This is a genomic window from Nitrospirillum bahiense (assembly GCF_007828025.1).
Taxonomy (GTDB): Bacteria; Pseudomonadota; Alphaproteobacteria; order Azospirillales; family Azospirillaceae; genus Nitrospirillum; species Nitrospirillum amazonense.
On record NZ_VITO01000002.1, the window covers coordinates 298731 to 323854 of the forward strand.

A 25124-nucleotide genomic window follows, 5' to 3' on the forward strand; every position below is an offset into this window, starting at 1 on the left:
GACAGGTTTGGGGATTGGATGCTGGTGGCGCGGCCTCGGGGTGGCCGCGCCACCAGCGCCTTCAGTGCCCGCCCAGTTGCACCACCCCGGTCTCCTCCGTCCTCGCGTGTTCCAGCTCCGCCAGCGCCGCGTCGATGTCGTGTGGCGGGGCCATGAAGCGGCGGAAGACGCCGCCGGCCGCCGCAGCCAGCGGCGTGGTGGCGTCGCGGTCGAAGTAGGCGGCGAAGCCGGCCGCATCCTCCAGCACCTGGCGCCCCGCGTTCTCGAAGAAGGTGCCGGCGCCCGCCGGTGTGGGACCCGTGTCCCCCTGCCCATCGCGCAGCGGTGACACCATGGCGAGATCGGTGTTGAAGCGGTTCAGTTCCGCCGTCGCCGCCAGGAAGCGCACGAAGCGCTGAACCTCGGGCCGCGCGGCCGCCCGGGGTGCCACTACCAGCACGTCCTGCGGCGCGTCCTCATAACGGGGCATGCCCGGGGTCAGCGTTGGGAAGGGGATGAAGCCCACGTCATCGCGCACCAGGGGCGAGAAGTGCATGGCGGCGAACCCGCCCAGCAACAGCATGCCGACCTGCTGGTGATAGAAATAGGGCAGGGTATCGCGCCAACTGTCCCCGGACTGGGGCGCATGGAAGTATCCCCGGTCCAGCAGAAGCTTCCACCGCGTCATCACCGCGCGCGCGGCCGGGTCGGTGAAGGGGATGTGGCCCGCCAGCAGGCGACGATGGAAGTCCAGCCCGTTCAGACGCAGGTCCAGGTAATCGAACCAGGCGAACAGCGGCCAGTTCTCCTGCGCGCCATAGGCGAAGGGGGTGACCCCCGCGGCCTTCAGGCGCGCCGCCACGGCCAGCAACTCCTCCCAGGTCCTGGGTGGCGCCAGGTTCAGGCGCCGGAACAGGGATTTGCGATAAAAGAAGCCCCAGGGGTAGGTCGATAGGGGCACGGCCACGACTTTGGCACCCACGGTGACGGCATCGACGGCGGGCGGGCTGAACCGGTTGCACACCAGCCGGGCCAGATCCGGGGGCAGGGGCGCCACCATCCGCCGGGCATAGCCGTCACGCAACGCCTTGCCCGAATCCCAGAACGCGACATCCGGCGCGTCGGGCCCGCCGGCCTTGGCGCCGACCCGCTGCCAGTAGAGGTCCATGGGCACTTCGCGATGGCTGATCTGGATGTCCGGGTTGGCAGCGGCGAAGCGGTCCAGCAGGGCGGCCCAGACGGTGTGCTTGTCCCGGCTGCCGACCATCATGTCGATGGTCAGGTGGCCGGCCCGTGCCGGGCATGCCAGGCAAAGGACCAGGACCAGGCAGAGAAGGCGCGCGGCCCCATCCGGCCCCCGGCCCTTTCGCCGCGTGACCGCTACCATCCAACGGCCCCCATCCCGCCTGTCCTATGCCATTTCGATGTCATGCTGGGTAACCTTGGCCAGGGGGCTTTTGGCAGGGGGCTTTTGGCAGGGGGCTTTTGGCAGGGGAGTCTTTGGGCGAGGGAACTTTTCAACGGCGAACTGGGACCGGAGCGCGAGGCCGGGGAAGGGATGCTACCTATACGGTACGGGCGCCGCCAATCCTACGTGGAAATCCAGGTGGAATGCGGTCGCCCCGCGCCCCTGGCCCCACGCCCCCATGGCCCCACGCCCCCTTGGCCCCGCACCCCCTGGCCCCCGGGTCCGCCGTCGCGTAGACTGGCCCCATGTTCAGCACCTTCTTCTTCCAGCTGCGCCAGGCCCGCATTCCCGTGACCTTGCGAGAGTATCTGGCCTTGATGGAGGCCATGTCCGCGCATGTCGCGGGCTACAGCGTGGAGGACTTCTACCATTTGTCCCGCACCATCCTGGTGAAGGATGAGCGCAACCTGGACCGCTTCGACGTCGTCTTCGGCCAAGTCTTCAAAGGGCTGGAAGGGGCGGTGGTCGGGGAGGGCGGCGATGTGGCCGCGCGTGAGCTGCCGGAGGAATGGCTGCACAAGCTGGCCGAGCGGCACCTGACGGAGGAGGAGAAGGCGCAAATCCAGGCCCTGGGCGGCTGGGAAAAGCTGATGGAGACATTGGCCCAGCGCCTGAAGGAACAGCACGGCCGCCACCAGGGCGGGTCCAAATGGATCGGCACGGCCGGCACCTCGCCCTTCGGCGCCTACGGCTACAATCCGGAGGGCGTGCGCATCGGGCAGGAGGGCAGCCGCCACCGCCGCGCGGTGAAGGTCTGGGACCGGCGCGAGTTCCGCAACCTGGACGACACGGTGGAACTGGGCACCCGCAACATCAAGGTGGCGCTGCGCCGCCTGCGCAAGTTCGCCCGCACCGGGGCCGCCGAGGTGCTGGACCTGCCCGACACCATCCGCGCCACGGCGGCCAATGCCGGCCATCTGGACCTGAAGCTGCGCCCCGAACGGCACAACGCGGTCAAGGTGCTGCTGTTCCTGGACGTGGGCGGCTCCATGGACGACCACATCCGCCTGTGCGAGGAGTTGTTCTCCGCCGCCAAGGGCGAGTTCAAGCACCTGGAGTATTTCTACTTCCACAACTGCGTCTATGAGGGCGTGTGGAAGGACAACCGCCGCCGGCGGACGGAGCAGATGTCGACCGTCGACGTGCTGCACACCTACCCGGCGGACTACAAGCTGATCTTCGTGGGCGACGCCAGCATGAGCCCCTATGAGATCACCCACGCCGGCGGGGCGGTGGAGCACTGGAACCAGGAGGCGGGGCAGGTGTGGCTGCGGCGCCTGCTGGACGTCTACCGCCGCGCCATCTGGCTGAACCCGGTCAGCGAAGGCTATTGGCCCTACACCGCCAGCATCGGCCTGATTAAAAATTTGATGGGAGGCCGCATGTATCCCTTGACCCTGCAGGGGCTGGAGGCGGGCATGCGGGAACTTAGCCATTGATTTATTAACGTTTCTTGGCACCCACCCACGCAAGTGCAGGGGGGCAGGGGCGCCCAAAGCACAGTTGCCGCGCCGGGCGTCCCGGCATAGTGTCCGCGCGGGCTCAAAAATTTTGAGCCGGACGCGGGCGGCCTTCCCAGACCGTGCCCCAAACCGCGCCCCCAAAACCGCGCCATGTCCCCCGATGGTTGGGGAAAGGCGCTAGTGCCAAGGATGAAAGAGAAGATGAATTCTCCGACCAAGATCACCATCGCGCGCGGCGACGGTATCGGCCCCGAGATCATGGACGCCACCCTCGAGGTGTTGGCCGCCAGCGGCGCCAACCTCGAGTATGAGGAAATCCAGATCGGCGAGAGCGTCTATCGCCGGGGCATCATGAATGGCATGGAGCCCAGCGCCTGGGAAAGCCTGCGCCGCACCAAGGTGTTCCTGAAGGCCCCCATCACCACCCCGCAGGGCGGCGGCTACAAGTCGCTGAACGTGACCATCCGCGGCGCCCTGGGCCTGTACGCCAACATCCGCCCCTGCGTCTCCTACTCCCCCTTCGTCGCCACCAAGCACCCGTCCATGGACGTGGTCATCGTGCGCGAGAACGAGGAAGACCTGTACGCCGGCATCGAATACCGCCAGACGCAGGACGTGACCCAGGCGGTGAAGCTGATCTCCCGCCCCGGTTCGGAAAAGATCATCCGCTACGCCTTCGAATACGCGCGGGCCAACCATCGCCGCAAGGTGACGGCCTTCGTGAAGGACAACATCATGAAGATCTCCGATGGCCTGTTCCATCGGGTCTTCGACGAGATCGCCGCCGAGTATCCGGACATCGAGGCGGAGAGCATGATCGTCGACATCGGCGCCGCCCGCCTGGCGGACACGCCGGAGCATTTCGACGTCATTGTCACCCTGAACCTGTACGGCGACATCATCTCCGACATCGCCGCGCAGATCACCGGCTCGGTCGGCCTGGCCGGCTCCTCCAACATCGGTGACCAGTGCGCCATGTTCGAGGCCATCCACGGCTCCGCCCCCACCATCGCCGGCAAGGGCATCGCCAACCCCTCGGGCCTGCTGCTGGCCTCGGTCATGATGCTGGTCCACATCGGCCAGTCGGAAGCGGCCGAGCGCATCCATAACGCCTGGCTGAAGATGATCGAGGACGGCATCCACACCGTCGATATCTTCAAGCGCGGCGTCAGCAAGGCCCGCATCGGCACCCGCGACTTCGCCGCCAACCTGATCGACCGCCTGGGCGAGCGTCCGGCCACCCTGGTGCCCGCCAGCTACCCGGCCGGTGTCGCCAGCAGCTTCAGCGGCATCGCCCTGAAGGGCGCCCCGGCCCAGACCAAGAAGCTGGTGGGCGTGGACGTGTTCCTGGAGCGCAAGGGCGGCACCGGTGACGACATGGCGGCGCTGTTCCAGCCGCTGATCCCCGCCGGCCTGAAACTGGTGATGGTGTCCAACCGTGGCCAGAAGGTGTGGCCGGACGGCGCGCCGGAAACCTTCTGCACCGACCACTGGCGCTGTCGCGTCATGGCCGACGGCGCCGATGAGCTGAAGCACGGCCAGGTGGCCGAGCTGCTGGCCCGTGTCGCCAAGGAGGGCCTGGACTTCGTCCAGAGCTCCAACCTCTACACTTTCGACGGCGCCAACGGCTTCTCTGCCGCCGCCGGCCAGTAAGGTTGCGTGAAACGGCACGGGCATGGGAGCGGTCCCATGCCCGTTGCCATTTTGGGGCCGTCCGTTCCTCTTAACGTCCCTTTAATGGGGGATGAACGAGAATGGGCCCGCTAGGAATAGTGGCTGTTCCTGGGATATACCCACTAAGGAGAGGGGTGGCGGGTTTCCCAGGCAGCCTGCGGATCTTCGATGTGGATTCTGTATCCGCGGTCAAAAAACGAGTCGGAATCACCTGTTCAGGCTTTGGCAAGTTTGGTAGTGTCACACGCATCTCGATACCAAATCTTGTTGATGGGAATTTCCCGGTATCGACTGCTGGAGCGGGACGCTCGGCGGTGACGGCATGTTTTTGCGCGCCCGCCGATCTCGGGGGCTAAGGAGCGAGGGCTTCGATGGAAGAAGAAAAAGCGTCGATGAGTTGGACTGACGAGCGTATCGAGCGCCTGCGCCAGCTGTGGGGCCAGGGCATGAGCGCCAGCGAGATCGCCGACCTGCTGGGCAACGTGACCCGCAACGCGGTGATCGGCAAGGCGCACCGGCTGGGCCTGTCGGGCCGGCCGTCACCCATCAAGAAGAAGCCCACGCGCGGCGCCACCATCCTGTCGCTGAACGAGCGCATGTGCAAATGGCCGGTGGGCGATCCCAAGCACGCCGATTTCCATTTCTGCGGCTGCCCCTCGCTGCCCGGCATGCCCTACTGCCGTGAGCACGCGCAGATGGCCTACCAGCCCGCCAAGAAGCGGGATGACGAGCGCAAGCTGGTCATGGCCTGAGGCACTGCTCCTCACACGGAATTAAGCGAACCCCCGCCGGCGACGGCGGGGGTTTTGCTTTTGGGGCCCGGTCAGCCGATCATGCGGTGATGGCAGCTTAATCGCTATACGGGATATCCGCACATTGATATGATACCCGTGACTTATGGCTGGGTTCGTTGATGAACTTTGAGATCGACCCGGCCAAGGATGCGGCCAATCAACTGAAACACCGTGTTCCCCTGGCCTTCGGTGCCTTGGTGGTTCTGGACGAGCGCCGGTTGGATGTTGTTGATACCAGGGCCCTATATGGCGAGGTGCGCGTCCAATGCCATGGTCAAGTCGCGGGGCGGGTTTGGGTAGCGGTTTTCACCGAGCGCGATGGCGTCTACCGCTTCATCAGTGTGAGGAAGGCGAATGACCGGGAAACCAGGCGATACCATGCCCATCTCCTTTAAGCGCTTGGCGGATGGCTCCTTCGTGCGCGTCTTCCCCGATGGACGTACGGAACCCTATACGCTTCCCCAACCGGACTTTCAGGCTTTGGACGGTCTGAGCGATGACGAGGTGACGGCGGCGGCCGAGGCGGACCCCGATGCCGTGCCCATGACGGACGAGGAATTCTCTCGTGGCCTTGTCGCCGGCCAAATCGCGCGCATCCGCAAGGCGACCGGCCTGTCCCAGGACAAGTTCGCCAATCGCTACGGCATCCCCGTAGGTACCCTACGAGATTGGGAACAGGGACGCGCTCGACCTGACGGCCCGACACTGTCCTACTTGAAGGTCATCGCCGCCATGCCGGACCAAGTGGCCCAGGTGCTCAAGGCCGGCTGAGTCGACGAATACGCCCGTCAAAAGAAAACGCCGGGCGGTGGGTGCCGCCCGGCGTCTCTGTCACATCGGAACCGTTGAGAGGCCTCAGGCGTCGAAGCCCATGGCCTTGCGCAGGTTCTCATCCAGCTTGGCCAGGAAGTCCTGGGTGGTCAGCCAGGGCTGGTCAGGGCCGATCAGGATGGCCAGGTCCTTGGTCATGAAGCCGGACTCGACCGTCTCCACGCACACCTTCTCCAGCATCTTGGCGAAGTTGGTGACCTCCGGCGTGCCGTCGAACTGGCCGCGATAGGCCAGGCCCTGCGTCCACGCGAAGATGGAGGCGATGGGGTTGGTGGAGGTGGGGCGGCCCTTCTGGTGCTCACGATAGTGGCGGGTCACCGTGCCGTGGGCGGCCTCGGCCTCCACGGTCTTGCCATCGGGGGTCAGCAGCACCGAGGTCATCAGGCCCAGCGAGCCGAAGCCCTGGGCCACGGTGTCGGACTGCACGTCGCCGTCGTAGTTCTTGCAGGCCCAGACGAAGGCGCCGTCCCACTTCAGGGCGGAGGCGACCATGTCGTCGATCAGGCGGTGCTCGTAGACGATGCCCTTGGCCTTGAAGCGCTCGGCGAATTCGGCGTCGAAGATTTCCTGGAAGATGTCCTTGAAGCGGCCGTCATAGGCCTTGAGGATCGTGTTCTTCGTGGACAGGTACACCGGATAGCCGCGCTGCAGGCCGTAGTTGAAGCAGGCGCGGGCGAAGCCGGCGATCGATTCGTCCAGGTTGTACATGCCCATGGCCACGCCGGCCTCGGGGAACTTGAACACGTCGTAGGTGATGGCCTCGCCGCCGTCATCGGGGGTGAAGGTCATGGTCAGCTTGCCGGCGCCGGGCACCTTGAAGTCGGTGGCGCGGTACTGGTCGCCGAAGGCGTGACGGCCGATGACGATGGGCTTGGTCCAGCCCGGCACCAGGCGCGGCACGTTCTTGCAGATGATGGGCTCACGGAAGACGGTGCCGCCCAGGATGTTGCGGATGGTGCCGTTGGGCGACTTCCACATCTTCTTCAGGCTGAACTCGGCCACGCGAGCCTCGTCCGGGGTGATGGTCGCGCACTTCACGCCCACGCCGTACTTCTTGATGGCCTCAGCCGCGTCCACGGTCACCTGGTCGTTGGTGGCGTCGCGATGCTCGATGCCCAGATCGTAGTACTTCAGGTCGATGTCGAGGTAGGGCAGGATCAGCTTGTCTTTGATGAACTGCCAAATGATGCGGGTCATCTCATCGCCATCAAGCTCGACGACGGGATTGGCAACCTTGATCTTCTGCATTCTCAATGCCTTCTGCGTATAGGTAATTTTTATGACAGCCGGCGCCGCGTTTGAGCGCGCCTCGATATGCCAGAGCCGTTGCCCGGGTAAGAAACGACCGCGATTGGGCGACCAGTATATCGGACGGCCGGTATAAGAGCCCATTCGGGCCCGGCGATCAAGCAAGCGGGGCGGGGAACCGGCGTGCGGTCCCCGCAACGGTGTCCCCCCGATGGAACCGGGGCCGCGCGCCCTTGAAACCGGCTACAGCCGTTCCACCGCGATCTTCTGCAGGGCGTCCGGCGCGCGGCGCAGGGCCGGCAGGATGGCGTGAACGCTGTCGACGAAGGTGAAATAGCTCTCGATCTCGCCCCGGCCGAAACCGGTGGCGCGGATGTGGGTCAGCAGGTCGCGCAGCGGATCCCAGTAGCCGTCGATGTTGGCGATGACCACCGGCTTGTCGTGCAGGCCCAGCTGGCGCCAGGTGATGATCTCGAACGCTTCGTCCAGGGTGCCCAGGCCGCCGGGCATGACGACGAAGGCGTCGGACTTCTCCACCATCATGCGCTTGCGCGTGTGCATGCTGTCCACGACGTGCAGTTCGGTCAGGCCGCCGTGGTCGACCTCGCGCACCTGGATGTGGTCGGGGATGATGCCCACCACCTCGCCGCCCGCCGCCAGGGCGGCGTCGGCGGTGATGCCCATCAGGCCCACGCGGCCGCCGCCATAGACCAGCCGCAGGCCGGCGTTGCCGATCAGGGTGCCCAGGTCGTGGGCGGCCTTCTTGTATTCCTCCGACACCTGGCCTGAGGACCCGCAATAGACACAGACGCTACGCACCTTGGACATTCCTCTCATCCTTATGGAACGGGCGGGATGGGCTTTAACCACCTCATCCCCGCCCGGGATGCCGCCGTCCGCTGACCGCCAGCGGGGCTTGCCGGACGGGTGACGGCCCGTTACACCATCCTTGCGGGCCGACTGCAAGCCATCCGGCAGGCCGTGCAAGGTGGCGGATGGCATTAGGCGGCCCGGACGGGTGGCGGGCAAGGCCATAGAGATAAGTGGTTACAATCAGGGCAGGAGAGAAGAATGCCGCGTGCTTTTCGTGATGTCCCGCAAGCCTTTCGCGCCGGCCCCGCCGTGCGGATCGCCGCCGGCCTGGCCCTGGCCGCCGCCCTGCTGGGGGGCAGCGTCGCCCACGCCGCGCTGGACCCGGCGGAAATCGTCAAGGCCCGCCAGCAGGACATGAAGAAGCTGGGCGGCGGCATGAAGGTCTTCATGGGCTACCTGAAGGACGACAAGGGCACCGCCCAGGATGTGGCCGCCGCCGCCGCCGCCATGGAGGCCGTGACCAAGGGCCTGCCCGACCAGTTCACCGAGGGTACGGACGTGGGCGTGGGCGAAAGCGAGGCCCTGCCCGTGATCTGGCAGGAGAACGCCAAGTTCCGCCAGGGCTTCACCGACCTGGCCCAAGCGCTGGACAAGATCCTGGCCCTGCCGGCCACCGCCGACAAGGCCGCCATCGGCCAGGCGGTACAGGCCGTGGGCGGCACCTGCAAGCAGTGCCACGAGACCTACCGGCAGAAGAAGTAAGCCGGGCATGGCGCCCAAGGACCAGGGCGGGCCCCCGGGGGAGCGCATCCCCATCTGGGACCTGCCCATCCGGCTGTTCCACTGGCTGTTGGTCGCCGATTTGGCCGGGCTGTGGTGGACGGCCACCCATGACAACCTCGCCCTGCATTTCAAGCTGGGCTACGCCGCCCTGGCCCTGCTGCTGTTCCGCCTGTTCTGGGGGGGGATGGGCAGCGACCAGGCACGCTTCGCCCGCTTCCTGAAGGGGCCGGCGGCGGTGCTGAGCCACCTGCGGCACGTGGCGAGCCCCGGCCCGCTGCCACCGCAACGGGGACACAACGCGCTGGGTGGCTGGGCCGTGGTCGTCCTGTTGCTGGTGCTGCTGGCCCAGGTGGGCACCGGCCTGTTCGCCGTGGATGACGATGGGATGGAGGAGGGGCCGCTGGCCCACCGCGTCGGCGCGTCGGCCGCCAAGCTGGCGCGGCGGCTGCACCACGCCAACTTCAGCCTGATCCAGATCGTGGTCGCCGTCCACGTGGCGGCGGTGCTGTTCTATCTGGTGGTCAAGCGCGAGAACCTGGTGCGCCCCATGATTACGGGGTGGAAGCGCCTTACCTTCCTGCCCGGCGATGGGGCGGGGGCGGGGGACAGCGACGTGGGCCACGGCTGGGTTCCGCTCTGGCACGCGGGCGTGCTGGCCGCCGTCGCGGCGGGATTGGTGGCGGGCTTGGTCGTTTTCGCCTGACGCGGCGATCTTCCAGGCTTGATCGCGCGGGTGCCACCGGGCTATTCCGGAACGGCACCCGGGATCGCACCCAGGATGGTACCCAGGATCGCTTGGGGGGCTCATGAACCGGCGGCCGGGGGTCAGCCGCCGGGACAATGACAAAGGAACCGACTGTGACGCAGAACAAGGTCATTGCCGCCGTCGTCGGCGTGGGCGCGCTGGCGCTGCTGGTCTGGGGCTTGTCCCACATGCAGGCCGACCGCACCGCCGGCACGACGCAAACCGCCGCCCCGGCCGTGGCCGAGGCCCCGTCCGGCCCCAGCGCGGTTCCCACCTTCGATGTGGTGCGCGTCAGCCCCGACGGCACAGCGGTCATCGCCGGCCGCGCCATGCCGGGCGCTGCCGTCACCATCTCCGACGGCGACAGGGAATTGGGTACCGTCACCGCCGACAAGCGCGGCGAGTGGGTGCTGACCCCCACCCAGGCGCTGACCCCCGGCTCCCGCACCCTATCCTTGAAGATGAAGACGGCGGAAGGCACCGAGGTCGCGGCGGATGAGACGGTGACCCTGGTGGTGCCGGACGCCAAGCGCGACATCGCCGGCCGCAAGCAGAACGAGACCGGCGGCGCCCTGGCCGTCGTCACGCCGCGCCAGGGCGGCAGCCGCGTGCTGCAAAGCCCGGTCAAGACCGACAAGTCGCTGGCCGTGGCCATCGACACCATCGACTACAACCGCGCCGGCGCCGTCACCGTGGGCGGCGACGCCCCGGCCAAGGCGGAGGTGCAGCTGTACCTGGACAACACGCTGGTGGGCCACGCCACGGCCGACCTGCAGGGCCGTTGGTCCATTACCCCGGAACGCCTGGTCGACCCGGGCCGGTACACCCTGCGCGTCGATCAGGTGGGGGCGGACGGCAAGGTGGCGGCCCGCGCCGAGGTGACCTTCGAGCGCCAGCCCATCGCCGACAGCGACAGCCGCGCCGTGGTGGTGGTGGCCGGCAACAACCTGTGGACCCTGGCCCGCCACCTCTATGGCGAGGGCATCCAGTACACCACCATCTTCGACGCCAACCAGGACCAGATCCGCGACCCCAACCTGATCTATCCGGGGCAGATCTTCATCCTGCCGACAACGGCGGGGCCGGCCGGCGGAGGGCCGGCGGGGGCCGGCGGGCATCATTGATGATTTCGAAAGGTCCTGGGGTTGGTTTATTCAGCCCCAAGCGACCAGCCGGCGGCGGTTGGTTTTTGGATGCCACGAGCTGCTGCTATAGGTGGAATTATTGTGAATTCTGTTCGTTGATGGCATCGAGTTTTTTGGTGAACCGGACCAGAAGAAAGACCAGTCCGATAGCCGGTCCGACCGCTGGAATGGCGTAGAGCAATCGGCCTTCGTGACTGGTAAACCAATCTGTGAGGGTGCCGATAAAGTGGTAGGCGCCTAATGCGGCAGCGAAGGATAGACCGAGAGCCACCACTCGTGCGGCACCGCTTTTCAGCACACGAAAAGCTATGAAAAGCAGGGAATATTCCAGCACGATTAAGACCATTGCGATGAGCATAAAGCCGCCCAGCATGATCTCAAGCATGGCGCACTCCGGTCAGGTACGGGCGCCTATTCTTATTCACAGATAACTGCCGAAGATGCGCAGATACGGCCGCGCCTCCTGGATGAACTGCACCGTCTCATACATCAGGTCGGTCAGGCTGACATGGCCCGGCACGTCCTGCTGGCTCAGCACCAGCACCTTCTGTTGTTCGTCGACGATGAAGCGGGCGGTGCGCAGGCTGGCCGTGGCGCGCAGGATGGACTGCAGCTTGGCGCGCTTCTCCGGCGCCTCGATGGTGTAGGGCAGGAAGCCCACCTCAGCCCAGATCTGGAACAGGGTGCTTTCATCCTGCGGCGTGATCGAGACGTGGAACAGCAGGCCGTCCAGATAGAAATGGTGGCGTGAGGGCGAACGGTCGCGGTTGAGGCGAACCGTGCCATCCTCGCCGAACAGCAGGGCGTCCTTGCCCAGCGGCAGGCCCGCCTGGGCGCTTTGCGCCAGGCCGGCGAGGTTCTGAACGGTGACGATCGCCTGTTCCATTGACTGAACGCCCTCTCAATGCTTTTAACGCCGGTTCGGCAGCAGAACAAACCGGCATCATGCTTACCCTCAGGCGCCGTTGGCCGTCCACCTTAATCCCCGGGCGTCCCTCGTGAACTTGTAAAGGCGCCCTATTGCCAAGGTGCGCATTGCGGCGCGCGTGCAGCGGGAGCATATCGGCAGAGAACTAACAAGAAGTAAGCGGCCAGTTCCTGGGAACCGGGTGGGAGGACGCGGACTTGAGCAGCGATATGGATGTGGCGGTCCTGGTGGTGGGGGCCGGTCCCACGGGCTTGGCGCTGGCGGCCATGCTGGGCCGTACCGGCGTGCCCGTTCGGGTGATCGACAAGGCGGTGGGCCGCTCCCGGAAATCGAAGGCGCTGGGCGTGCACGCCGGCACGCTGGAGGCCCTGTCGGATGTGTTCGGCGTGGGGCTGCCGGCCCGCATGGTGGCCACGGGCCAGCCGGTGCGCACCGTGCATTTCCATCTGGGCGACCAGCGTCCCGTCCCGGTGGATCTGGGCGGCCTGCCCAGCCCCTACAACTTCGTCCTGGTGCTGCCGCAGGGGGAGACGGAGCGCCTGCTGGCGGAGCAGGCGGCGGCCTTCAACGTCGCCGTCGACTGGAACCATGAGCTGGCCGGCCTGCGGCAGGACGGCGACGGCGTGCAGTGCGAGGTGCGCCGGCCCGATGGCGGCATCGAGCTGGTGCGCGCCGCCTATGTCGTCGGTTGCGACGGCGCCCACAGCGTGGTGCGCCACCAGGTGGGCGCAAGTTTCGCCGGTGGCTCCTATCCCGGCACCTTCCTGCTGGCCGACGTGACCCTGGACTGGGGCCCGGGCCACGCGGATCTGGGCCACGACTCCGTGCGCTTCTTCAGTACGGAGGTTGGCGCCATGGCCTTCTTCCCCCTGAAGGATGCGGACCATCCCACGCTGTGCCGCCTGGTGGTGATTCCCAAGGGCGATCCGCCGGTGCCGGAGGCGGAGATCGACCTGGCTGCCTTCAGCACGCTCGCCCGCGCCGTGTCCGGCCTGCCCTTGGTGCTGGGGGAGGCCACCTGGCTGACCCGTTTCACCATCCATCACCGCATGGTGCGGCGGCTGCGCCACGGCCGGGTGTTCCTGGCCGGCGACGCCGCCCACATCCACAGCCCGGCCGGGGGCCAGGGCATGAACACCGGCATCCAGGACGCCCTGAACCTGGGCGCCCGCCTGACGGAGACGCTGCGCCGTGGTCCGCGAGGACGGAAGGACGAGGGCGTGCTGGACCGCTACGCCCAGGACCGCCTGCCCGTGGCGCGCGGCGTTCTGCGGGGCACGGACCTGATCTCCCGCGTCGGCCTGCTGGCCGACGGCTGGTGGGGCCGGCTGCTGCGCCGTCACCTCCTGCCCCTGGTCATCGGCACCCCCTTCCTGCGGCGGCGCATCGCGCTGACCCTGTCGCAACTGCCGGTGTCGCGCCAGGAACGGCCGGTGCGGCTGGCGGCGTTGGGCGGGGAGGAGGAATAACCCGAGGGCGTCTATCCCACCCATTCTTTCGCGCATGCCCGCCCGCCCGTCGGCGGCGCTTTGATCCACCGGGTGGCCTGGGTATACAAGGGTGGTGCGGTGCCCTAGCGACAGGATGGCATACCGGTGGTCAGACGCGTCTATTCCCGCAAGGAAGTGGTGGGCCTGCTGGACGCGTTGGAGCGTCAGGCGCGCGAATCCACCCAACTGGCCAAGCAGGCAGAGGCGGCGGCCGCCCGTGACAGCTTCGAGGCCTACAACGCCTTCCGCAACAAGGTGGGGGAGTTCCGCGCCCTGTGCATCCTGGTGGAAGGCCGCCTGCGCAGCATGGACGGCCCGGTGGATGATGTGCGCGAGCGCTACGCCCAGTTGGACACCCTGATGCTGAGCCTGCTGGTGCGGGCCAGCATGCGCTTCTTCTTCGTGCTGTCGGCCAAGACCGTGCTACCCCTGGGCGCCCGCGAGATCTTCGTGACGGAATTGCGCAGCCTCTATGAGGCCAGCGAAAAACTGCGCAAGCCGGAATACGCCAGCCGTCTGAACGAATCCATCCGCAGCGAGCTGGAGACGGCCGAGATGATCCTGGAAGAGATCATCGACAAGGCGCCGTCCATGCTGCAGTTCAGCTGAATTGGATTGCGGCACTGTATCCTATGGGATACAGTGCCTGTGTGAATACGCTCAATGCCCACCCAGCATTCAGCGCGTGGCTTGAGGCTTTGGCCGATGCGATCGGCAAGGCCCACGTGCTGAATCGCTTGAACCGAGCGCGCGCCGGTAATTTCGGCGACGTGGCGCCGGGTGGGGGATGGCGTTAGCGAGATGCGTATCCATTACGGTCCGGGATATCGCATCTATTTTACGCGGGTGGGTGGTGTCGTTTACCTGCTGCTGGCGGGTGGTGATAAGTCCACCCAGGCAGAGGATATCCGCCTCGCCAAATCCCGCGTTCCTCCCAAACCTCGATCACCGACGCGGGATCAGGCAAAGCGGACCAAAGGAAAATAGGCCATGACCGATGAGACCAAGTGGGAGCCCTTCGACGCCAGTCGCTATCTGAACGACGAAGAGACCATCGCGGAATACCTGCGCCTCTCCATGGACGATGAGAACCCTGACATCTTCCTTTTGGCGCTGGCGGATGTCGCCAAGGCGCGGGGTATGGCGCATGTGGCCGCGACGGCCGGGCTGGGCCGGGAGAGCCTTTATAAAGCGCTGACTCCCGGCACCCGTCCCCGGTACGACACGATCAAACGGGTGTTGAACGCGCTGAACTTGCGCATCACCGTCGTGCCCAGCGCGCCGGCCGGCACCTGACTTGGCCTATTATCAGTCCTCGGCCCGTCGGTCCACAGACCTCACCTCCACCGGCAGCCGTACCACGTCCCGGTAGGCATGCCAGCTGGCGTGCCCGATCAGGGGCAGCAGCGGCACCAGGCCGATGAACAGCGTGACCATGCCCAGTGCCACGGCCCCGGCGATCAGGGCGGCCCACAGCAGCATGGCGCGGGGGCTGGCGCGCACCGCCGTTATGCTGGTGGCGATGGCGGTGAGGACGCCGACGTCGCGGTCCAGCAACAGGGGCAAGGTCACCACGCTGATGGTGAAGGTGGCCAGCGCCAAGGCGGCGCCCAGCAGGGTGCCGACGATCAGGAAGGGCAGGGCCGCTGGGGTCAGCAGCACGGCGGCCAGGCCGTCCGGCGGGACATGCACTTCGCCCAGCATCAGGGCGTAGAGCAGGGTGGCCAGCCGCACCCAGAACAGGTGCATCAGCAGCAGCACCACGCCGAAGGCGCCGATGGCGGACAGGTTGCCGCGCCAGGCGTTCAGGCAGGCGGCGGCGTCGGGCGGCAGGCCGCGCTCGCGCCGGCGCGACGCCTCGTAGAAGGTGACGGACAGCAAGGGCGCCAGCAGCATGAAGCCGCCGGTGAGCGGCAGCAGCAGGGCCAGCCAGCCGTCCAGGATGGCCACGGCCGTGGCGAAGAAGCCCACCGCCGCCAGTATCAGGCCGTAGCCCAGGCTGATGGGGGGCGTCGCCGCCAAGTCGGCCCACCCCAGCCGCAGCCAGTGCCAGGGCCGGTCCATCGGCACCCGCCGCACCGCGGGCGAGGGGTGGGTGAAAACCGGGATCAGGGTCCCGTCCGTCATCGCCGTCATGGCCTTGTGCCGCTCCGCCCAGGGGTTGCAACGCCAACCGCGTCCCGTAGGCCTTCTTGCCGGGCCTTCCGTCACTCACCCAACCATACGCCAGGTTGATGGATGGCGGCTTGACGCAGGTCAATGCGGCTGGGTGTGCCCACCATCACAGTGCCGACGCTGAGGAGCATCGGCCCCGTCGCCCGACGGACACCGCCTGGGAAACCGGGCCCGCCGATGCCCGCAATCGTTGTCTTAAGAGACGAGATCCGGGGTTCAACCCGGGTCCCTGCCGCTTGAGCCCATATTCGGGGGGTGTCATGAGTGTAGCGGTTTCCGGGGGGGTGCCCATCACGGCGGCCCGTCCCGCCAGCCGGGAAGCCTATGTGGAGGATGTGGTCCGCGCGTTCACCATCGCGACCATGTTCTGGGGCATCGCCGCCTTCACGGTCGGCGTCCTCATTGCCTTTCAGTTGGCGTTTCCCGCGCTGAATTTCGGTTTGGAATGGACCAGCTTCGGCCGCGTGCGGCCGCTGCACACGTCCGCGGCCATCTTCGCCTTCGGCGGCAACGCGCTGCTGGGCACCTCCTTCTTCGTGGTCCAGCGCACGTGCCGCGCCCCCCTGTTCGGCGGTGCGCTGCCGGCCTGGTTCATCTTCTGGGGCTATCAGCTGTTCATCGTGCTGGCCGGCACGGGCTACCTGATGGGCATCACCCAGGGCAAGGAATACGCCGAGCCCGAGTGGTACACCGACCTGTGGCTGACCATCGTCTGGGTTGCCTACCTGATCGTGTTCGCCGGCACGCTGATCAAGCGGCGTGAGCCGCACATCTACGTAGCCAACTGGTTCTACCTGGCGTTCATCATCACCATCGCCATGCTGCACATCGTCAACAACCTGGCGGTGCCCGTCAGCTTCACCGGCACGAAGAGCTACGGCGCCTTCGCCGGCGTGCAGGACGCGATGATCCAGTGGTGGTACGGCCACAACGCGGTGGGCTTCTTCCTGACCGCCGGCTTCCTGGGCATGATGTACTACTTCATCCCCAAGGCGGCGGAGCGGCCGGTTTACTCCTACCGCCTGTCCATCATCCACTTCTGGGCCCTGATCTTCCTCTACATCTGGGCCGGCCCGCACCATCTGCACTACACGGCCCTGCCGGACTGGACGCAGACCCTGGGCATGGTGTTCTCCATCATGCTGTGGATGCCCAGCTGGGGCGGCATGATCAACGGCATCATGACCCTGTCGGGCGCCTGGGACAAACTGCGCACCAACCCGTCGCTACGCTTCACGGTCACCGCCGTCGCCTTCTACGGCATGAGCACTTTCGAAGGCCCCGTCATGTCGGTGAAGCCGGTGAACGCGCTCAGCCACTACACCGACTGGACCATCGGCCATGTGCACTCCGGCGCCCTGGGCTGGGTCGCCTTCGTTACCTTCGGCGCCCTGTACTATCTGGTGCCGGTGCTGTGGCGGCGTAAGGGGCTGTGGAGCCAGACGCTGGTGGAATGGCACTTCTGGACCGCCACCCTGGGCATCGTGCTCTACATCACCTCCATGTGGGTGTCGGGCATCATGCAGGGCCTGATGTGGCGCGCCTACGACGACATGGGCTTCCTGCAGTACTCGTTCGTCGAGACGGTGGCCGCCATGCACCCCTACTACATCATCCGCGGCATGGGCGGCGTCCTGTTCCTGACCGGCGCCATCATCATGGCCTTCAACCTGATCCGCACCGTGAAGCATGGCCAGCCGCTGGCGGAAGACCGGCCCGCGGGCCTGGTCGCGGCCGAGTGAGCGGAGGGACCGAAAATGAAATTCTCTCACGCCATCGTCGAAAAGAATGTCGTCATCCTGGCGCTGCTGACCCTGATCACCGTGTCCATCGGTGGCCTGGTGCAGATCGTGCCCCTGTTCTCCATCGAAACCACGATCGAGCGGGTGGGCGGGGTGCGCCCCTACACCCCGCTGGAGCAGATGGGCCGCAACATCTACATCCGCGAGGGCTGCTACGTCTGCCACAGCCAGCAGATCCGCACCTTCCGCGATGAGGTGGAGCGCTATGGCCCCTACAGCCTGGCGGCGGAAAGCATGTACGACCATCCCTTCCAGTGGGGGTCCAAGCGTATCGGTCCGGATCTGGCCCGCGTCGGCGGCAAGTATTCCAACGACTGGCACGTCGCCCACCTGAAGGATCCGCGCGCCGTGGTGCCGGAATCGATCATGCCGACCTACGCCTTCCTGGCCAGCCGTCCGCTATCGGTGCCCAACATCCAGGATCACCTGAAGACCCTGCGCACCGTGGGCGTTCCGTACACGGACGACATGATCGCCAATGCCGCCGCCGACCTGAAGGCCCAGGCCGACCCGGACGCCGATACCAGCGGCTTGCTGAAGCGGTACCCGAAGGCGGTGGTGGGCAAGTTCAACACCGAAAGCCCCGAGCTGACGGAGATGGACGCCCTGGTGGCCTACCTGCAGATGCTGGGCACGCTGGTCGAGTTCAGCAAGCTGCAGCCCGAAGACCTGCACCAGTGAGGGGGACGCCATGGAAGAGTTCCACGCCCTGATCTCGCAGGTTTGGCTGCTGTGGTTCGTGGCCTTGTTCAGCGGTATCGGCATCTGGGCCTACTGGCCCTCGCGCCGGCGCCGCCTGGACGAGTGCGCCCGTATCCCGCTGCTGGATGACGCCGACCACCCGCTGCCCGAGCGGCGGCGGCCCCTACGGCGGACAATGCCGACTATGAAAGGCTGAGGTCCCCCCATGTCGACCAACACTGACAACCATGCCCATGCGGGCAGGGAAAGAGACGCCCACACGGGCCGGGAGACCACCGGCCATGAATGGGACGGCATCAAGGAGTTGAACACGCCGCTGCCCAAGTGGTGGCTGTACACCTTCTACGCCTGCATCGCCTTCGCCCTGGTCTACACCGTGCTCTATCCCGCCTGGCCCAGCCTGCACTCCCACACCAAGGGCGTGCTGGGCTGGACCCGGCGCGACACGGTGAAGTCCGAGCTGGACACCCGCCAGCAGGCGCTGGCGCCCTTGAAGGCCAAGCTGCTGGCCACGCCCATCGGCGACGTCGAGAAGGATCCGGAACTGCGCGGCTACGTGCAGGCCGCCGGCCACATCGCCTTCGCCGAGAACTGCGCCGCCTGCCACGGCGCCGGCGGCGCCGGGGGCAAAGGCTTCCCCAACCTGGCCGACGACGATTGGCTGTGGGGTGGCACGCCAGAGCAGATCCTGCAGACCGTCACCTACGGCGTGCGCAATTCCAACCCGGACTCCCGCGTGTCGGACATGCCGCGCTTCGGCGCCGATGGCCTGCTGACCAAGGAGCAGATCAACGACGTGGCGGAGTATGTGCTGAGCCTGTCGAACACCGGTACGGACAAGGCGGCCGCCGGCCGCGGCGCCCAGGTGTTCGCGGACAACTGCGCCGCCTGCCATGGTGAGAAGGGCGACGGCAACCCCGACGTGGGCGCCCCCCGCCTGAACGATGCCATCTGGCTCTATGGCGGGGACAAGGCCACGGTCGTCCAGACCATCACCTACGCCCGGCGCGGCAGCATGCCGGCGTGGAGCGAGCGCCTGGACCCCGCCACTGTCAAGCTGCTGGCCGCCTACGTGCACACCCTGGGCGGTGGGAAGTAAGGCCGACGGGGGGTGGGACTTTCCTTCCCCCCATCCCCCTGACGCTTGCCTCCCCCAATACGTGTCATAGGGGACCCGCCCAGGGTCCGCACGAGAACCCCCGCCGCACCCCATCCGGCGGGGGTTTTTCTTTGCCCGGATCACAGGTGCAGCACTTTGCAAGCGGTTGTTTTCACGGCTGTGACCTGCCGTCGCGGCGCGGCCGTGGCTGGCGGGCGGTTGATCTATCGCAAGGCGAGGGGAGCGGTGCGGGCATAGGGTCCGTCCATATCCGCGTTGGTGGCCCAACCATTGGGGCTGGCCCGCGTATGGTTACTAGGATGGATCCCATGGAAACCAATCCCCAGGACGGCAGCCTGCTGGAACGCCCGGTCGAACAACGCAAGGCGCCGCCGCGTGACGGCCGCCCGCAGTCGATCAAGGCCAGCCGTGACAGCCAGGAAGGCGGCCTGTATGCCGAGCGGGTCAAGGTGTACCCCAAGGCGGTTTCCGGGCCCTTCCGTACGCTGAAATGGGCGATTTTGGTCTTGTGCCTGGCGGTCTATTACACCGTTCCCTGGGTGCGGTGGGACCGCGGGCCCGGGGCGCCCAACCAAGCGATCCTCATCGACCTGGCCGCCCCGCGCGCTTATTTCTTTGGCATCGAGATTTGGCCGCAGGAGGTCTACTACATCACCGGCCTGCTGGTGTTGGGGGCCGTGGGCCTGTTCCTGGTAACCTCGCTGGCTGGGCGTGTCTGGTGCGGCTACACCTGCCCGCAGACAGTGTGGACCGACCTGTTCATGGCGGTGGAGCGCTGGATCGAGGGTGACCGCGGCGCCCGCATCCGTCTGGATAACCAGCCTTTGAACCGGGAAAAGCTGCTGCGCAAGACGGCCAAGCACGCCGCCTGGCTGGCCATCTCCCTGGCCACCGGTGGGGCCTGGGTGTTGTACTTCGACGATGCGCCCACGGCGCTGAAGGCGCTGCTGACGGGCCACGCCACCATGCGTGAATACTTCTTCGTCGGCCTCTTCACCACCACCACCTATGTCCTGGCCGGTTGGGCGCGGGAACAGGTCTGCACCTATATGTGCCCGTGGCCCCGTTTCCAGAGCTCGATGCTGGACGTGCATTCCCTGGTGGTGACCTATGAGGCGTGGCGCGGCGAGCGGCGCGGTCCGCACAAGGCCGGCACCAGTTGGGAAGGCCGGGGCGACTGCATCGATTGCGGCCAGTGCATCGCCGTCTGCCCCACCGGCATCGACATCCGTGACGGCCAGCAGCTGGAATGCATCGGCTGTGGCCTGTGCATCGACAGCTGCAACGAGATCATGACCAAAGTGGGCCGTCCGCCCAACCTGATCCGCTTCGACACCCTGGCCAACCAGGAGACAAAGGCCGGCGGGCAGGCCAATCGCTATCGCCTGCTGCGGCCGCGCGTGGTGATCTACACCCTGGTGCTGGCGATCGTGGCGGGGGTGATGCTGACCGCCCTGGAAACGCGCGCCACCATGGGCATCAGCGTGCTGCGCGACCGGGCGCCGCTGTATGTCACCCTGTCGGATGGCTCCTTGCGCAACGGCTACACCATCAAGGTCATCAACAAGCGGCGGGGCGAAAGCGCCTTCCAATTGGGCGTGGTCGGCCAGCCGGGCGCGACCCTGGTCGTACAGGATGTGGGCGAGGCCCATGGCAGCGATGGCGTGACGCTGCCGGTGCACGGCGACGCCGTCGCCACCTTCCGCGTCTTCGTCAGCCTGCCGCGCCAGTCGATGACGCGCGACGGCGGCGCCCAGGGCTCCATCCCCCTGGTGTTCAGCCTGACGGAGCAGGGGCCGGCCCCCGCGCGCCCCACCTTCTACGAGGGCGTCTTCATGGGCCCCGGCGCCAAGCCCTGATCCTGAGGCCCCGAATCCGAGGAATGACCGTCATGACCGTCATCGACATGCCCCGCCGCCAACCGCTCAAGCCCAAGCGTTCCCTCATCCCCTGGATCTTCGTGGGCGGCATGGGTGTGGTGATCGTGGTGAACAGCATCCTGATCTACTACGCCATGCACAGCTGGACCGGCATCGTCACTGCCAAGCCCTATGAGCGCGGCATCGAGTATAACAAGGTGCTGGAGGCGCAGGCCCAGCAGGACGCCCTGGGCTGGGTGTTCGACGCGGATATCGAGCCGGCCGCCGACAGCGCGAAGGGGACGGGTGTGCTGACCGTGCGCATCACCGACCGCGACGGCGCCGTCCTGGACGGGATGGCCCTGACCGGCCGCCTGGTCCGGCCCATCGACATCATGCCCGACGTGCCGCTGACCTTCACCGCCAGCGGCAACGGCCGCTACACGGCCACGGTCGCCCTGCCCAAGCATGGGCAGTGGGACCTGAAGCTGAAGGCGGAGAAGGGCCCCCACTGGTACCACCTGACCCGCCGGCTGTTCGTGAAGTAAGGGCGGAGAGGACGCGACTCATGCCCTTGGACAGCCTGACGACGCACTGCCGGCACTGCGGCCAGCCCCTGCTGGGGGCGGCGACGGAGCGGGGCGCCTTCTGCTGCCAGGGCTGCGCCGGCGCCTACACCCTGATCCATGACCTGGGGCTGGACGCCTATTACGACCGCCGGCCGGCGGAGGCTGCGGCCCCCGCCGTGGCGGATGACGCGGACGGCGCCGATCCCCTGTTGGGCCTGCCCGACGCGGTGGCGGTGGCGCCGGACGGCAGCTGCCTGCTGCGCCTCAGCGTCGACGGCTTGCACTGCGGCGCCTGCCTGTGGCTGATCGAGGCGGCGGTGACCAAGCACCATCCCGAGGTGCAATCCGCCCGAGCCAACCTGACCACGCGCTGCCTGACCCTGCGCTGGACGGGCACCGCCGCCCAGGCGGTGGAGTATGCCCGGCTGGTGACGGGCTTGGGCTATCGCGTGGCCCCCTTCGGCGGCGCCGGCGCGGGTGCCGATCCGGCAGCGGCACAGGAACGGGCACTGCTGCGGCGCCTGGCGCTGGCGGGTTTCGCCGCCGCCAATGTCATGCTGCTGTCCGTGTCGGTCTGGTCCGGCGCGGATGCCATGGGCGATGCCACCCGAACGCTGCTGCACTGGGTGTCGGCGCTGATCGCCCTGCCCACGGTGGCCATCGCCGGCCAGCCCTTCTTCCAGTCGGCGCTGGCGGCGCTGCGGGCCGGCCGCACCAACATGGACGTGCCCATTTCCGTTGGCGTACTGCTGACCACGGGCATGAGCGTGGTGATGACGGCCCAGCATGAGGAGCACGCCTATTTCGACGGCGCCGTCATGCTGCTGTTCTTCCTGCTGGTGGGCCGCTACCTGGACAGCCGGGCCCGCGGCCGGGCCCGGTCCGCCGCCGCTCACCTGCTGGCGCTGAACCAGGCGCCCGTGTCGGTGCTGGGTGCCGACGGCCTGCCCCAGGTCCTGCCCCCCGCCCGCGTGCCCCTGGGCGCCACGGTGCTGGTGGCAGCGGGGGAGCGCATCGGCGTGGACGGCACGGTGGCCGAGGGCGTGTCCGACCTGGACGCCAGCCTGGTGACGGGCGAGACGCTGCCCCTGGCGGTGGCGCCCGGCACCCAGGTCTTCGCCGGCATGATCAACCGCACCGCCCCCTTGCGCCTGACCGCCACCGCCAGTGGCGAGGGCACGCTACTGGCGGAGATGGTGCGCCTGCTGGAGGCGGCGGAGCAGGGAAGGGCGCGCCATGTCCTGCTGGCCGACCGCATCGCCCGGGCCTACACGCCCGTGGTGCACCTGACGGCGCTGGCCACCTTCCTGGCCTGGGTGTTCCTGGGCCATGCCGCCTGGTACCAGGCGCTGCTGATCGCCGTGTCCGTCCTGATCATCACCTGCCCCTGCGCGCTGGCGCTGGCGGTGCCGGCGGTGCAGGTGGCGGCCAGCGGCCGGCTGATGCGCCAGGGCATCCTGCTGAAGTCCGCCACCGCCCTGGAGCGCCTGGCCCCCATCGACACCGTGGTGTTCGACAAGACCGGAACCCTGACCCTGGGCCGCCCCGACCTGGTGGCCGATTCCACCCTGGCGGCAGAGGAACTGGAAATGGCCGCCCGTCTGGCCCGTGTCTCGCGCCATCCCCTGTCGCGGGCGCTGGCCCGCGCCGCCGGTCCCGGCCCCGTGGCCGATGGCGTGGTGGAGGTGCCGGGCGGCGGCCTGCGCTGGCGGGGGCCGCAGGGCTTCGTCCGCCTGGGATCGCGCGCCTTCTGCGGCGTGACGGATTCTGATGAGGGGCGGGCGGGGCCGGAGCTGTGGTTCAGCCGCTGCGGCCAGCCGCCCCGGCGCTTCCTGTTCGCCGACCGGCCCCGCCGCGACGCCGCCGCCGTGGTGGCGGAGCTGAAGGCCGCCGGCTACCGGGTGGAGCTGCTGTCCGGCGACCGCGCCGTCACCGCCCAGGCCCTGGCGGCGGAGGTCGGCATCGATATCGTGCGCGCCGACGCCCGGCCAGCCGACAAGTGCGCGCACCTGGCGGCGCTGCGGGCGGAAGGGCGGAAGGTCCTGATGGTGGGCGACGGGCTGAACGATGCCGCGGCGCTGGCCGCTGCCGACGTGTCGCTCAGCCCGGCCAGCGCCGTGGACGTGACCCAGACCGCGGCCGACGTGGTGTTCCAGGGCGATGGCCTGGCAGCGGTGGCGGAGACGCTGGCCGTGGCCCGGCGGGCCCGCGCCCTGGTGCGCCAGAACCTGGCCTTCACCCTGCTGTACAACCTGTGCGCCGTGCCGGTGGCCATGGCCGGCCTGGCGACGCCGTTCGTGGCGGCCGCCGCCATGTCCGGCTCATCGCTCGCGGTCATGGCCAACGCCCTGCGCCTGGGCGGTAAGAAATCCCCCGATGGAGGTCAGTGATGAACAGCCTGCTTTTCCTCATCCCCGCCGCCCTGCTGCTGGGCGGGCTGGGGCTCTGCGCCTTCCTCTGGGCGGTGCGCGATGGCCAGTTCGAGGACCTCGACGGCTCCGCCACCCGCATCCTGTACGAGGATGAAACGCCGCTGCCCAAGCGGCACACCTGATCCGTTTAGTCTGATGGAGTGAGTCATGAAAGCGTCCAACACCCTGCCGGCCGTCATCGTTCATGGCATGGGCATCATCGTGGCCGTGCTGGGCCTGTTCTTCGCTGCCGGGTCCACCGACCTGGCGGGCTACATCGACGGCCTGCTGTTCGTCGCCTTCGGCGTGCTGGTCAATTTCTTCACCATCGCCCGCACCGTCGGCGGGCATACGGACGAGCTGGCGCAGCAGCCGGCGGAGTGAAGTCAAAGGGGGGCGGCACTGGCGCGGGATGGGAACCATCCCTATCTTTGCGCCATGCTGATCCCCGACGTCCTAGCTCCCGGCCTTGATCTTGTGTTCTGCGGCACGGCGCCCAGCCGCGCCTCCATGGCGGCCAAGGCCTATTACGCCAAGCCCGGCAACGCCTTCTGGCCCAGCCTGCATGCCGCCGGTTTCACGCCCACGCGCCTGACCCCCCAGGAATATCCCACCCTGCCGGGGCTGGGCCTGGGCCTGACCGACCTGAACAAGACCCAGTTCGGCAACGACGTGGATCTGGACCCCGCCGCCTATGACGTGTCGGCCTTCGTGGAGAAGATGCGGCGCCATCGTCCCGGCGCCGTGGCCTTCACCAGCAAGACGGCCGCGTCCGTCTTCCTGGCGGGGCACTTCGGCCTGGTCGGGAGCCCGGTGTATGGCCGCCAGGCCCAGGATTTCGAGGGCATCGCCCTGTTCGTCCTGCCGTCCCCCTCCGGTCAGGCGCGGCGCTTCTTCACGCTAGAGCCCTGGCGGGAAGCGGCGGCCTTCGTGGCCCAGCGGCGCACCGCATCCGCCCGGCTCCCCTGATTTTGCAGACCTGCATTTCCAGGTAGCGCGTGGGCGTCGTCCACTCCGGTAACAGTTGTGTGCTAGTATCATCACTGGGTTCCGGTGTCGGGTTGACGGATTTATTTTCGCTGTCCTGTCGCGGGCGCCCCGGTCGATGCCATGGGGAATATCCGG

28 protein-coding genes are annotated in these 25124 nt (G+C 67.3%); 22 read left to right on the forward strand and 6 right to left on the reverse strand.

Going from position 1 to position 25124, the window contains the following annotated elements; translation table 11 throughout:
• Positions 1–61: 61 nt before the first annotated feature.
• Positions 62–1366 (reverse strand): ABC transporter substrate-binding protein, encoded by a 1305-nt coding sequence (locus tag FBZ88_RS03995; RefSeq protein WP_145615532.1) that lies wholly within the window; start codon positions 1364–1366, stop codon positions 62–64.
• 326 nt (positions 1367–1692) lie between these two features.
• Here FBZ88_RS03995 and FBZ88_RS04000 point away from each other — a divergent pair, with 326 nt between their 5' ends.
• The 5 genes from FBZ88_RS04000 to FBZ88_RS30700 all read left to right on the forward strand — a co-directional run bounded on the left by FBZ88_RS04000 (position 1693) and on the right by FBZ88_RS30700 (position 6149).
• Positions 1693–2886 (forward strand): vWA domain-containing protein, encoded by a 1194-nt coding sequence (locus FBZ88_RS04000; protein WP_145615533.1) that lies wholly within the window; start codon positions 1693–1695, stop codon positions 2884–2886.
• Between the two features lie 225 nt (positions 2887–3111).
• The gene (locus FBZ88_RS04005) at positions 3112–4563 is read left to right on the forward strand and encodes an NADP-dependent isocitrate dehydrogenase (protein WP_145615534.1); all 1452 of its coding nucleotides are present in this window, start codon (positions 3112–3114) and stop codon (positions 4561–4563) included.
• A gap of 413 nt (positions 4564–4976) precedes the next feature.
• Positions 4977–5336, forward strand: coding sequence for a GcrA family cell cycle regulator (locus tag FBZ88_RS04010; protein ID WP_004272076.1), 360 nt, complete (start codon positions 4977–4979; stop codon positions 5334–5336).
• 161 nt (positions 5337–5497) lie between these two features.
• Positions 5498–5773 carry a BrnT family toxin gene (locus FBZ88_RS04015; RefSeq protein ID WP_145609600.1) on the forward strand — a complete coding sequence of 92 codons (276 nt, stop codon included), beginning with the start codon at positions 5498–5500 and terminating at the stop codon, positions 5771–5773.
• The gene (locus tag FBZ88_RS30700; protein WP_145615535.1) at positions 5757–6149 is read left to right on the forward strand and encodes a helix-turn-helix domain-containing protein; all 393 of its coding nucleotides are present in this window, start codon (positions 5757–5759) and stop codon (positions 6147–6149) included. Before FBZ88_RS04015 ends, FBZ88_RS30700 begins: the two co-directional genes overlap by 17 nt.
• A gap of 84 nt (positions 6150–6233) precedes the next feature.
• Here the strand turns inward: FBZ88_RS30700 and FBZ88_RS04025 are convergent, their stop codons facing one another.
• Positions 6234–7457 (reverse strand): NADP-dependent isocitrate dehydrogenase, encoded by a 1224-nt coding sequence (locus tag FBZ88_RS04025; RefSeq protein ID WP_145615536.1) that lies wholly within the window; start codon positions 7455–7457, stop codon positions 6234–6236.
• 243 nt (positions 7458–7700) lie between these two features.
• Positions 7701–8285, reverse strand: coding sequence for an LOG family protein (locus FBZ88_RS04030; RefSeq protein ID WP_145615537.1), 585 nt, complete (start codon positions 8283–8285; stop codon positions 7701–7703).
• A gap of 243 nt (positions 8286–8528) precedes the next feature.
• Between FBZ88_RS04030 and FBZ88_RS04035 the strand changes: the two genes are divergently transcribed.
• From FBZ88_RS04035 to FBZ88_RS04045, 3 genes are all read left to right on the forward strand, one after another.
• Entirely contained in the window at positions 8529–9032 is a 504-nt protein-coding gene (locus tag FBZ88_RS04035) for a c-type cytochrome (protein WP_145615538.1), read from the forward strand.
• Positions 9033–9039: 7 nt separating this feature from the next.
• A complete protein-coding gene (locus FBZ88_RS04040; protein ID WP_145615539.1) occupies positions 9040–9756 on the forward strand; it encodes a cytochrome b/b6 domain-containing protein in 717 nt (238 codons plus the stop codon).
• Positions 9757–9911: 155 nt separating this feature from the next.
• Positions 9912–10922 (forward strand): Ig-like domain-containing protein, encoded by a 1011-nt coding sequence (locus FBZ88_RS04045; protein WP_186464188.1) that lies wholly within the window; start codon positions 9912–9914, stop codon positions 10920–10922.
• Positions 10923–11019: 97 nt separating this feature from the next.
• On the opposite strand, the gene FBZ88_RS04050 is transcribed toward FBZ88_RS04045, so the two are convergent.
• Both FBZ88_RS04050 and FBZ88_RS04055 read right to left on the reverse strand, forming a co-directional pair.
• Positions 11020–11328 (reverse strand): hypothetical protein, encoded by a 309-nt coding sequence (locus FBZ88_RS04050; RefSeq protein WP_145615541.1) that lies wholly within the window; start codon positions 11326–11328, stop codon positions 11020–11022.
• Positions 11329–11364: 36 nt separating this feature from the next.
• Positions 11365–11829: a hypothetical protein gene (locus FBZ88_RS04055; protein ID WP_040849383.1), complete on the reverse strand. Its 465-nt coding sequence runs from the start codon at positions 11827–11829 to the stop codon at positions 11365–11367.
• Between the two features lie 239 nt (positions 11830–12068).
• Here FBZ88_RS04055 and FBZ88_RS04060 point away from each other — a divergent pair, with 239 nt between their 5' ends.
• From FBZ88_RS04060 to FBZ88_RS04075, 4 genes are all read left to right on the forward strand, one after another.
• Positions 12069–13340: an FAD-dependent monooxygenase gene (locus tag FBZ88_RS04060; RefSeq protein ID WP_145615542.1), complete on the forward strand. Its 1272-nt coding sequence runs from the start codon at positions 12069–12071 to the stop codon at positions 13338–13340.
• Between the two features lie 126 nt (positions 13341–13466).
• The gene (locus FBZ88_RS04065; RefSeq protein ID WP_040849387.1) at positions 13467–13970 is read left to right on the forward strand and encodes a hypothetical protein; all 504 of its coding nucleotides are present in this window, start codon (positions 13467–13469) and stop codon (positions 13968–13970) included.
• Between the two features lie 192 nt (positions 13971–14162).
• A complete protein-coding gene (locus FBZ88_RS31490; protein ID WP_425465778.1) occupies positions 14163–14348 on the forward strand; it encodes a hypothetical protein in 186 nt (61 codons plus the stop codon).
• A 3-nt stretch (positions 14349–14351) separates the two neighbouring features.
• Positions 14352–14657 (forward strand): addiction module antidote protein, encoded by a 306-nt coding sequence (locus FBZ88_RS04075; protein ID WP_145615543.1) that lies wholly within the window; start codon positions 14352–14354, stop codon positions 14655–14657.
• A 12-nt stretch (positions 14658–14669) separates the two neighbouring features.
• Here FBZ88_RS04075 and FBZ88_RS04080 read toward each other — a convergent pair whose 3' ends face one another.
• On the reverse strand, positions 14670–15497 hold the full coding sequence (locus FBZ88_RS04080) for a DUF2189 domain-containing protein (RefSeq protein ID WP_246138481.1): 828 nt from the start codon (positions 15495–15497) through the stop codon (positions 14670–14672).
• Between the two features lie 299 nt (positions 15498–15796).
• On the opposite strand from FBZ88_RS04080, the gene ccoN reads away from it, so the two are divergent.
• The 10 genes from ccoN to FBZ88_RS04130 all read left to right on the forward strand — a co-directional run bounded on the left by ccoN (position 15797) and on the right by FBZ88_RS04130 (position 24968).
• On the forward strand, positions 15797–17278 hold the full coding sequence (gene ccoN, locus FBZ88_RS04085) for a cytochrome-c oxidase, cbb3-type subunit I (RefSeq protein ID WP_145615544.1): 1482 nt from the start codon (positions 15797–15799) through the stop codon (positions 17276–17278).
• A gap of 15 nt (positions 17279–17293) precedes the next feature.
• Positions 17294–18019 carry a cytochrome-c oxidase, cbb3-type subunit II gene (gene ccoO / locus FBZ88_RS04090; protein WP_004274100.1) on the forward strand — a complete coding sequence of 242 codons (726 nt, stop codon included), beginning with the start codon at positions 17294–17296 and terminating at the stop codon, positions 18017–18019.
• Between the two features lie 10 nt (positions 18020–18029).
• Positions 18030–18236: a cbb3-type cytochrome oxidase subunit 3 gene (locus FBZ88_RS04095; RefSeq protein WP_088871312.1), complete on the forward strand. Its 207-nt coding sequence runs from the start codon at positions 18030–18032 to the stop codon at positions 18234–18236.
• Positions 18237–18245: 9 nt separating this feature from the next.
• Positions 18246–19139, forward strand: coding sequence for a cytochrome-c oxidase, cbb3-type subunit III (ccoP, locus tag FBZ88_RS04100; protein WP_145615545.1), 894 nt, complete (start codon positions 18246–18248; stop codon positions 19137–19139).
• A 329-nt stretch (positions 19140–19468) separates the two neighbouring features.
• Positions 19469–21019, forward strand: a complete 1551-nt coding sequence (gene ccoG, locus FBZ88_RS04105; RefSeq protein ID WP_145615546.1) for a cytochrome c oxidase accessory protein CcoG — start codon at positions 19469–19471, stop codon at positions 21017–21019.
• A 32-nt stretch (positions 21020–21051) separates the two neighbouring features.
• Complete coding sequence (locus FBZ88_RS04110; protein ID WP_244411132.1) at positions 21052–21567, forward strand: FixH family protein; 516 nt, start codon at positions 21052–21054, stop codon at positions 21565–21567.
• 20 nt (positions 21568–21587) lie between these two features.
• Positions 21588–23978, forward strand: coding sequence for a heavy metal translocating P-type ATPase (locus FBZ88_RS04115; RefSeq protein ID WP_145615547.1), 2391 nt, complete (start codon positions 21588–21590; stop codon positions 23976–23978).
• The gene (gene ccoS, locus FBZ88_RS04120; RefSeq protein WP_004274417.1) at positions 23978–24142 is read left to right on the forward strand and encodes a cbb3-type cytochrome oxidase assembly protein CcoS; all 165 of its coding nucleotides are present in this window, start codon (positions 23978–23980) and stop codon (positions 24140–24142) included. Before FBZ88_RS04115 ends, ccoS begins: the two co-directional genes overlap by 1 nt.
• Before the next feature lie 25 nt (positions 24143–24167).
• The gene (locus FBZ88_RS04125) at positions 24168–24383 is read left to right on the forward strand and encodes a hypothetical protein (protein WP_145609584.1); all 216 of its coding nucleotides are present in this window, start codon (positions 24168–24170) and stop codon (positions 24381–24383) included.
• 54 nt (positions 24384–24437) lie between these two features.
• Complete coding sequence (locus FBZ88_RS04130) at positions 24438–24968, forward strand: mismatch-specific DNA-glycosylase (protein WP_145615548.1); 531 nt, start codon at positions 24438–24440, stop codon at positions 24966–24968.
• The last annotated feature ends 156 nt before the right edge of the window (positions 24969–25124 follow it).

Coding starts and splice junctions, on each gene's coding strand:
- FBZ88_RS03995 (WP_145615532.1), bottom strand. CDS start 1,366: ATGGTAGCGGTCACGCGGCGAAAGGGCCGGGGGCCGGATGGGGCCGCG.
- FBZ88_RS04000 (WP_145615533.1), top strand. CDS start 1,693: ATGTTCAGCACCTTCTTCTTCCAGCTGCGCCAGGCCCGCATTCCCGTG.
- FBZ88_RS04005 (WP_145615534.1), top strand. CDS start 3,112: ATGAATTCTCCGACCAAGATCACCATCGCGCGCGGCGACGGTATCGGC.
- FBZ88_RS04010 (WP_004272076.1), top strand. CDS start 4,977: ATGAGTTGGACTGACGAGCGTATCGAGCGCCTGCGCCAGCTGTGGGGC.
- FBZ88_RS04015 (WP_145609600.1), top strand. CDS start 5,498: ATGAACTTTGAGATCGACCCGGCCAAGGATGCGGCCAATCAACTGAAA.
- FBZ88_RS30700 (WP_145615535.1), top strand. CDS start 5,757: ATGCCCATCTCCTTTAAGCGCTTGGCGGATGGCTCCTTCGTGCGCGTC.
- FBZ88_RS04025 (WP_145615536.1), bottom strand. CDS start 7,457: ATGCAGAAGATCAAGGTTGCCAATCCCGTCGTCGAGCTTGATGGCGAT.
- FBZ88_RS04030 (WP_145615537.1), bottom strand. CDS start 8,285: ATGTCCAAGGTGCGTAGCGTCTGTGTCTATTGCGGGTCCTCAGGCCAG.
- FBZ88_RS04035 (WP_145615538.1), top strand. CDS start 8,529: ATGCCGCGTGCTTTTCGTGATGTCCCGCAAGCCTTTCGCGCCGGCCCC.
- FBZ88_RS04040 (WP_145615539.1), top strand. CDS start 9,040: ATGGCGCCCAAGGACCAGGGCGGGCCCCCGGGGGAGCGCATCCCCATC.
- FBZ88_RS04050 (WP_145615541.1), bottom strand. CDS start 11,328: ATGCTTGAGATCATGCTGGGCGGCTTTATGCTCATCGCAATGGTCTTA.
- FBZ88_RS04055 (WP_040849383.1), bottom strand. CDS start 11,829: ATGGAACAGGCGATCGTCACCGTTCAGAACCTCGCCGGCCTGGCGCAA.
- FBZ88_RS31490 (WP_425465778.1), top strand. CDS start 14,163: ATGCGTATCCATTACGGTCCGGGATATCGCATCTATTTTACGCGGGTG.
- FBZ88_RS04075 (WP_145615543.1), top strand. CDS start 14,352: ATGACCGATGAGACCAAGTGGGAGCCCTTCGACGCCAGTCGCTATCTG.
- FBZ88_RS04080 (WP_246138481.1), bottom strand. CDS start 15,497: ATGACGGCGATGACGGACGGGACCCTGATCCCGGTTTTCACCCACCCC.
- ccoN (WP_145615544.1), top strand. CDS start 15,797: ATGAGTGTAGCGGTTTCCGGGGGGGTGCCCATCACGGCGGCCCGTCCC.
- ccoO (WP_004274100.1), top strand. CDS start 17,294: ATGAAATTCTCTCACGCCATCGTCGAAAAGAATGTCGTCATCCTGGCG.
- FBZ88_RS04095 (WP_088871312.1), top strand. CDS start 18,030: ATGGAAGAGTTCCACGCCCTGATCTCGCAGGTTTGGCTGCTGTGGTTC.
- ccoP (WP_145615545.1), top strand. CDS start 18,246: ATGTCGACCAACACTGACAACCATGCCCATGCGGGCAGGGAAAGAGAC.
- ccoG (WP_145615546.1), top strand. CDS start 19,469: ATGGAAACCAATCCCCAGGACGGCAGCCTGCTGGAACGCCCGGTCGAA.
- FBZ88_RS04110 (WP_244411132.1), top strand. CDS start 21,052: ATGACCGTCATCGACATGCCCCGCCGCCAACCGCTCAAGCCCAAGCGT.
- FBZ88_RS04115 (WP_145615547.1), top strand. CDS start 21,588: ATGCCCTTGGACAGCCTGACGACGCACTGCCGGCACTGCGGCCAGCCC.
- ccoS (WP_004274417.1), top strand. CDS start 23,978: ATGAACAGCCTGCTTTTCCTCATCCCCGCCGCCCTGCTGCTGGGCGGG.
- FBZ88_RS04125 (WP_145609584.1), top strand. CDS start 24,168: ATGAAAGCGTCCAACACCCTGCCGGCCGTCATCGTTCATGGCATGGGC.
- FBZ88_RS04130 (WP_145615548.1), top strand. CDS start 24,438: ATGCTGATCCCCGACGTCCTAGCTCCCGGCCTTGATCTTGTGTTCTGC.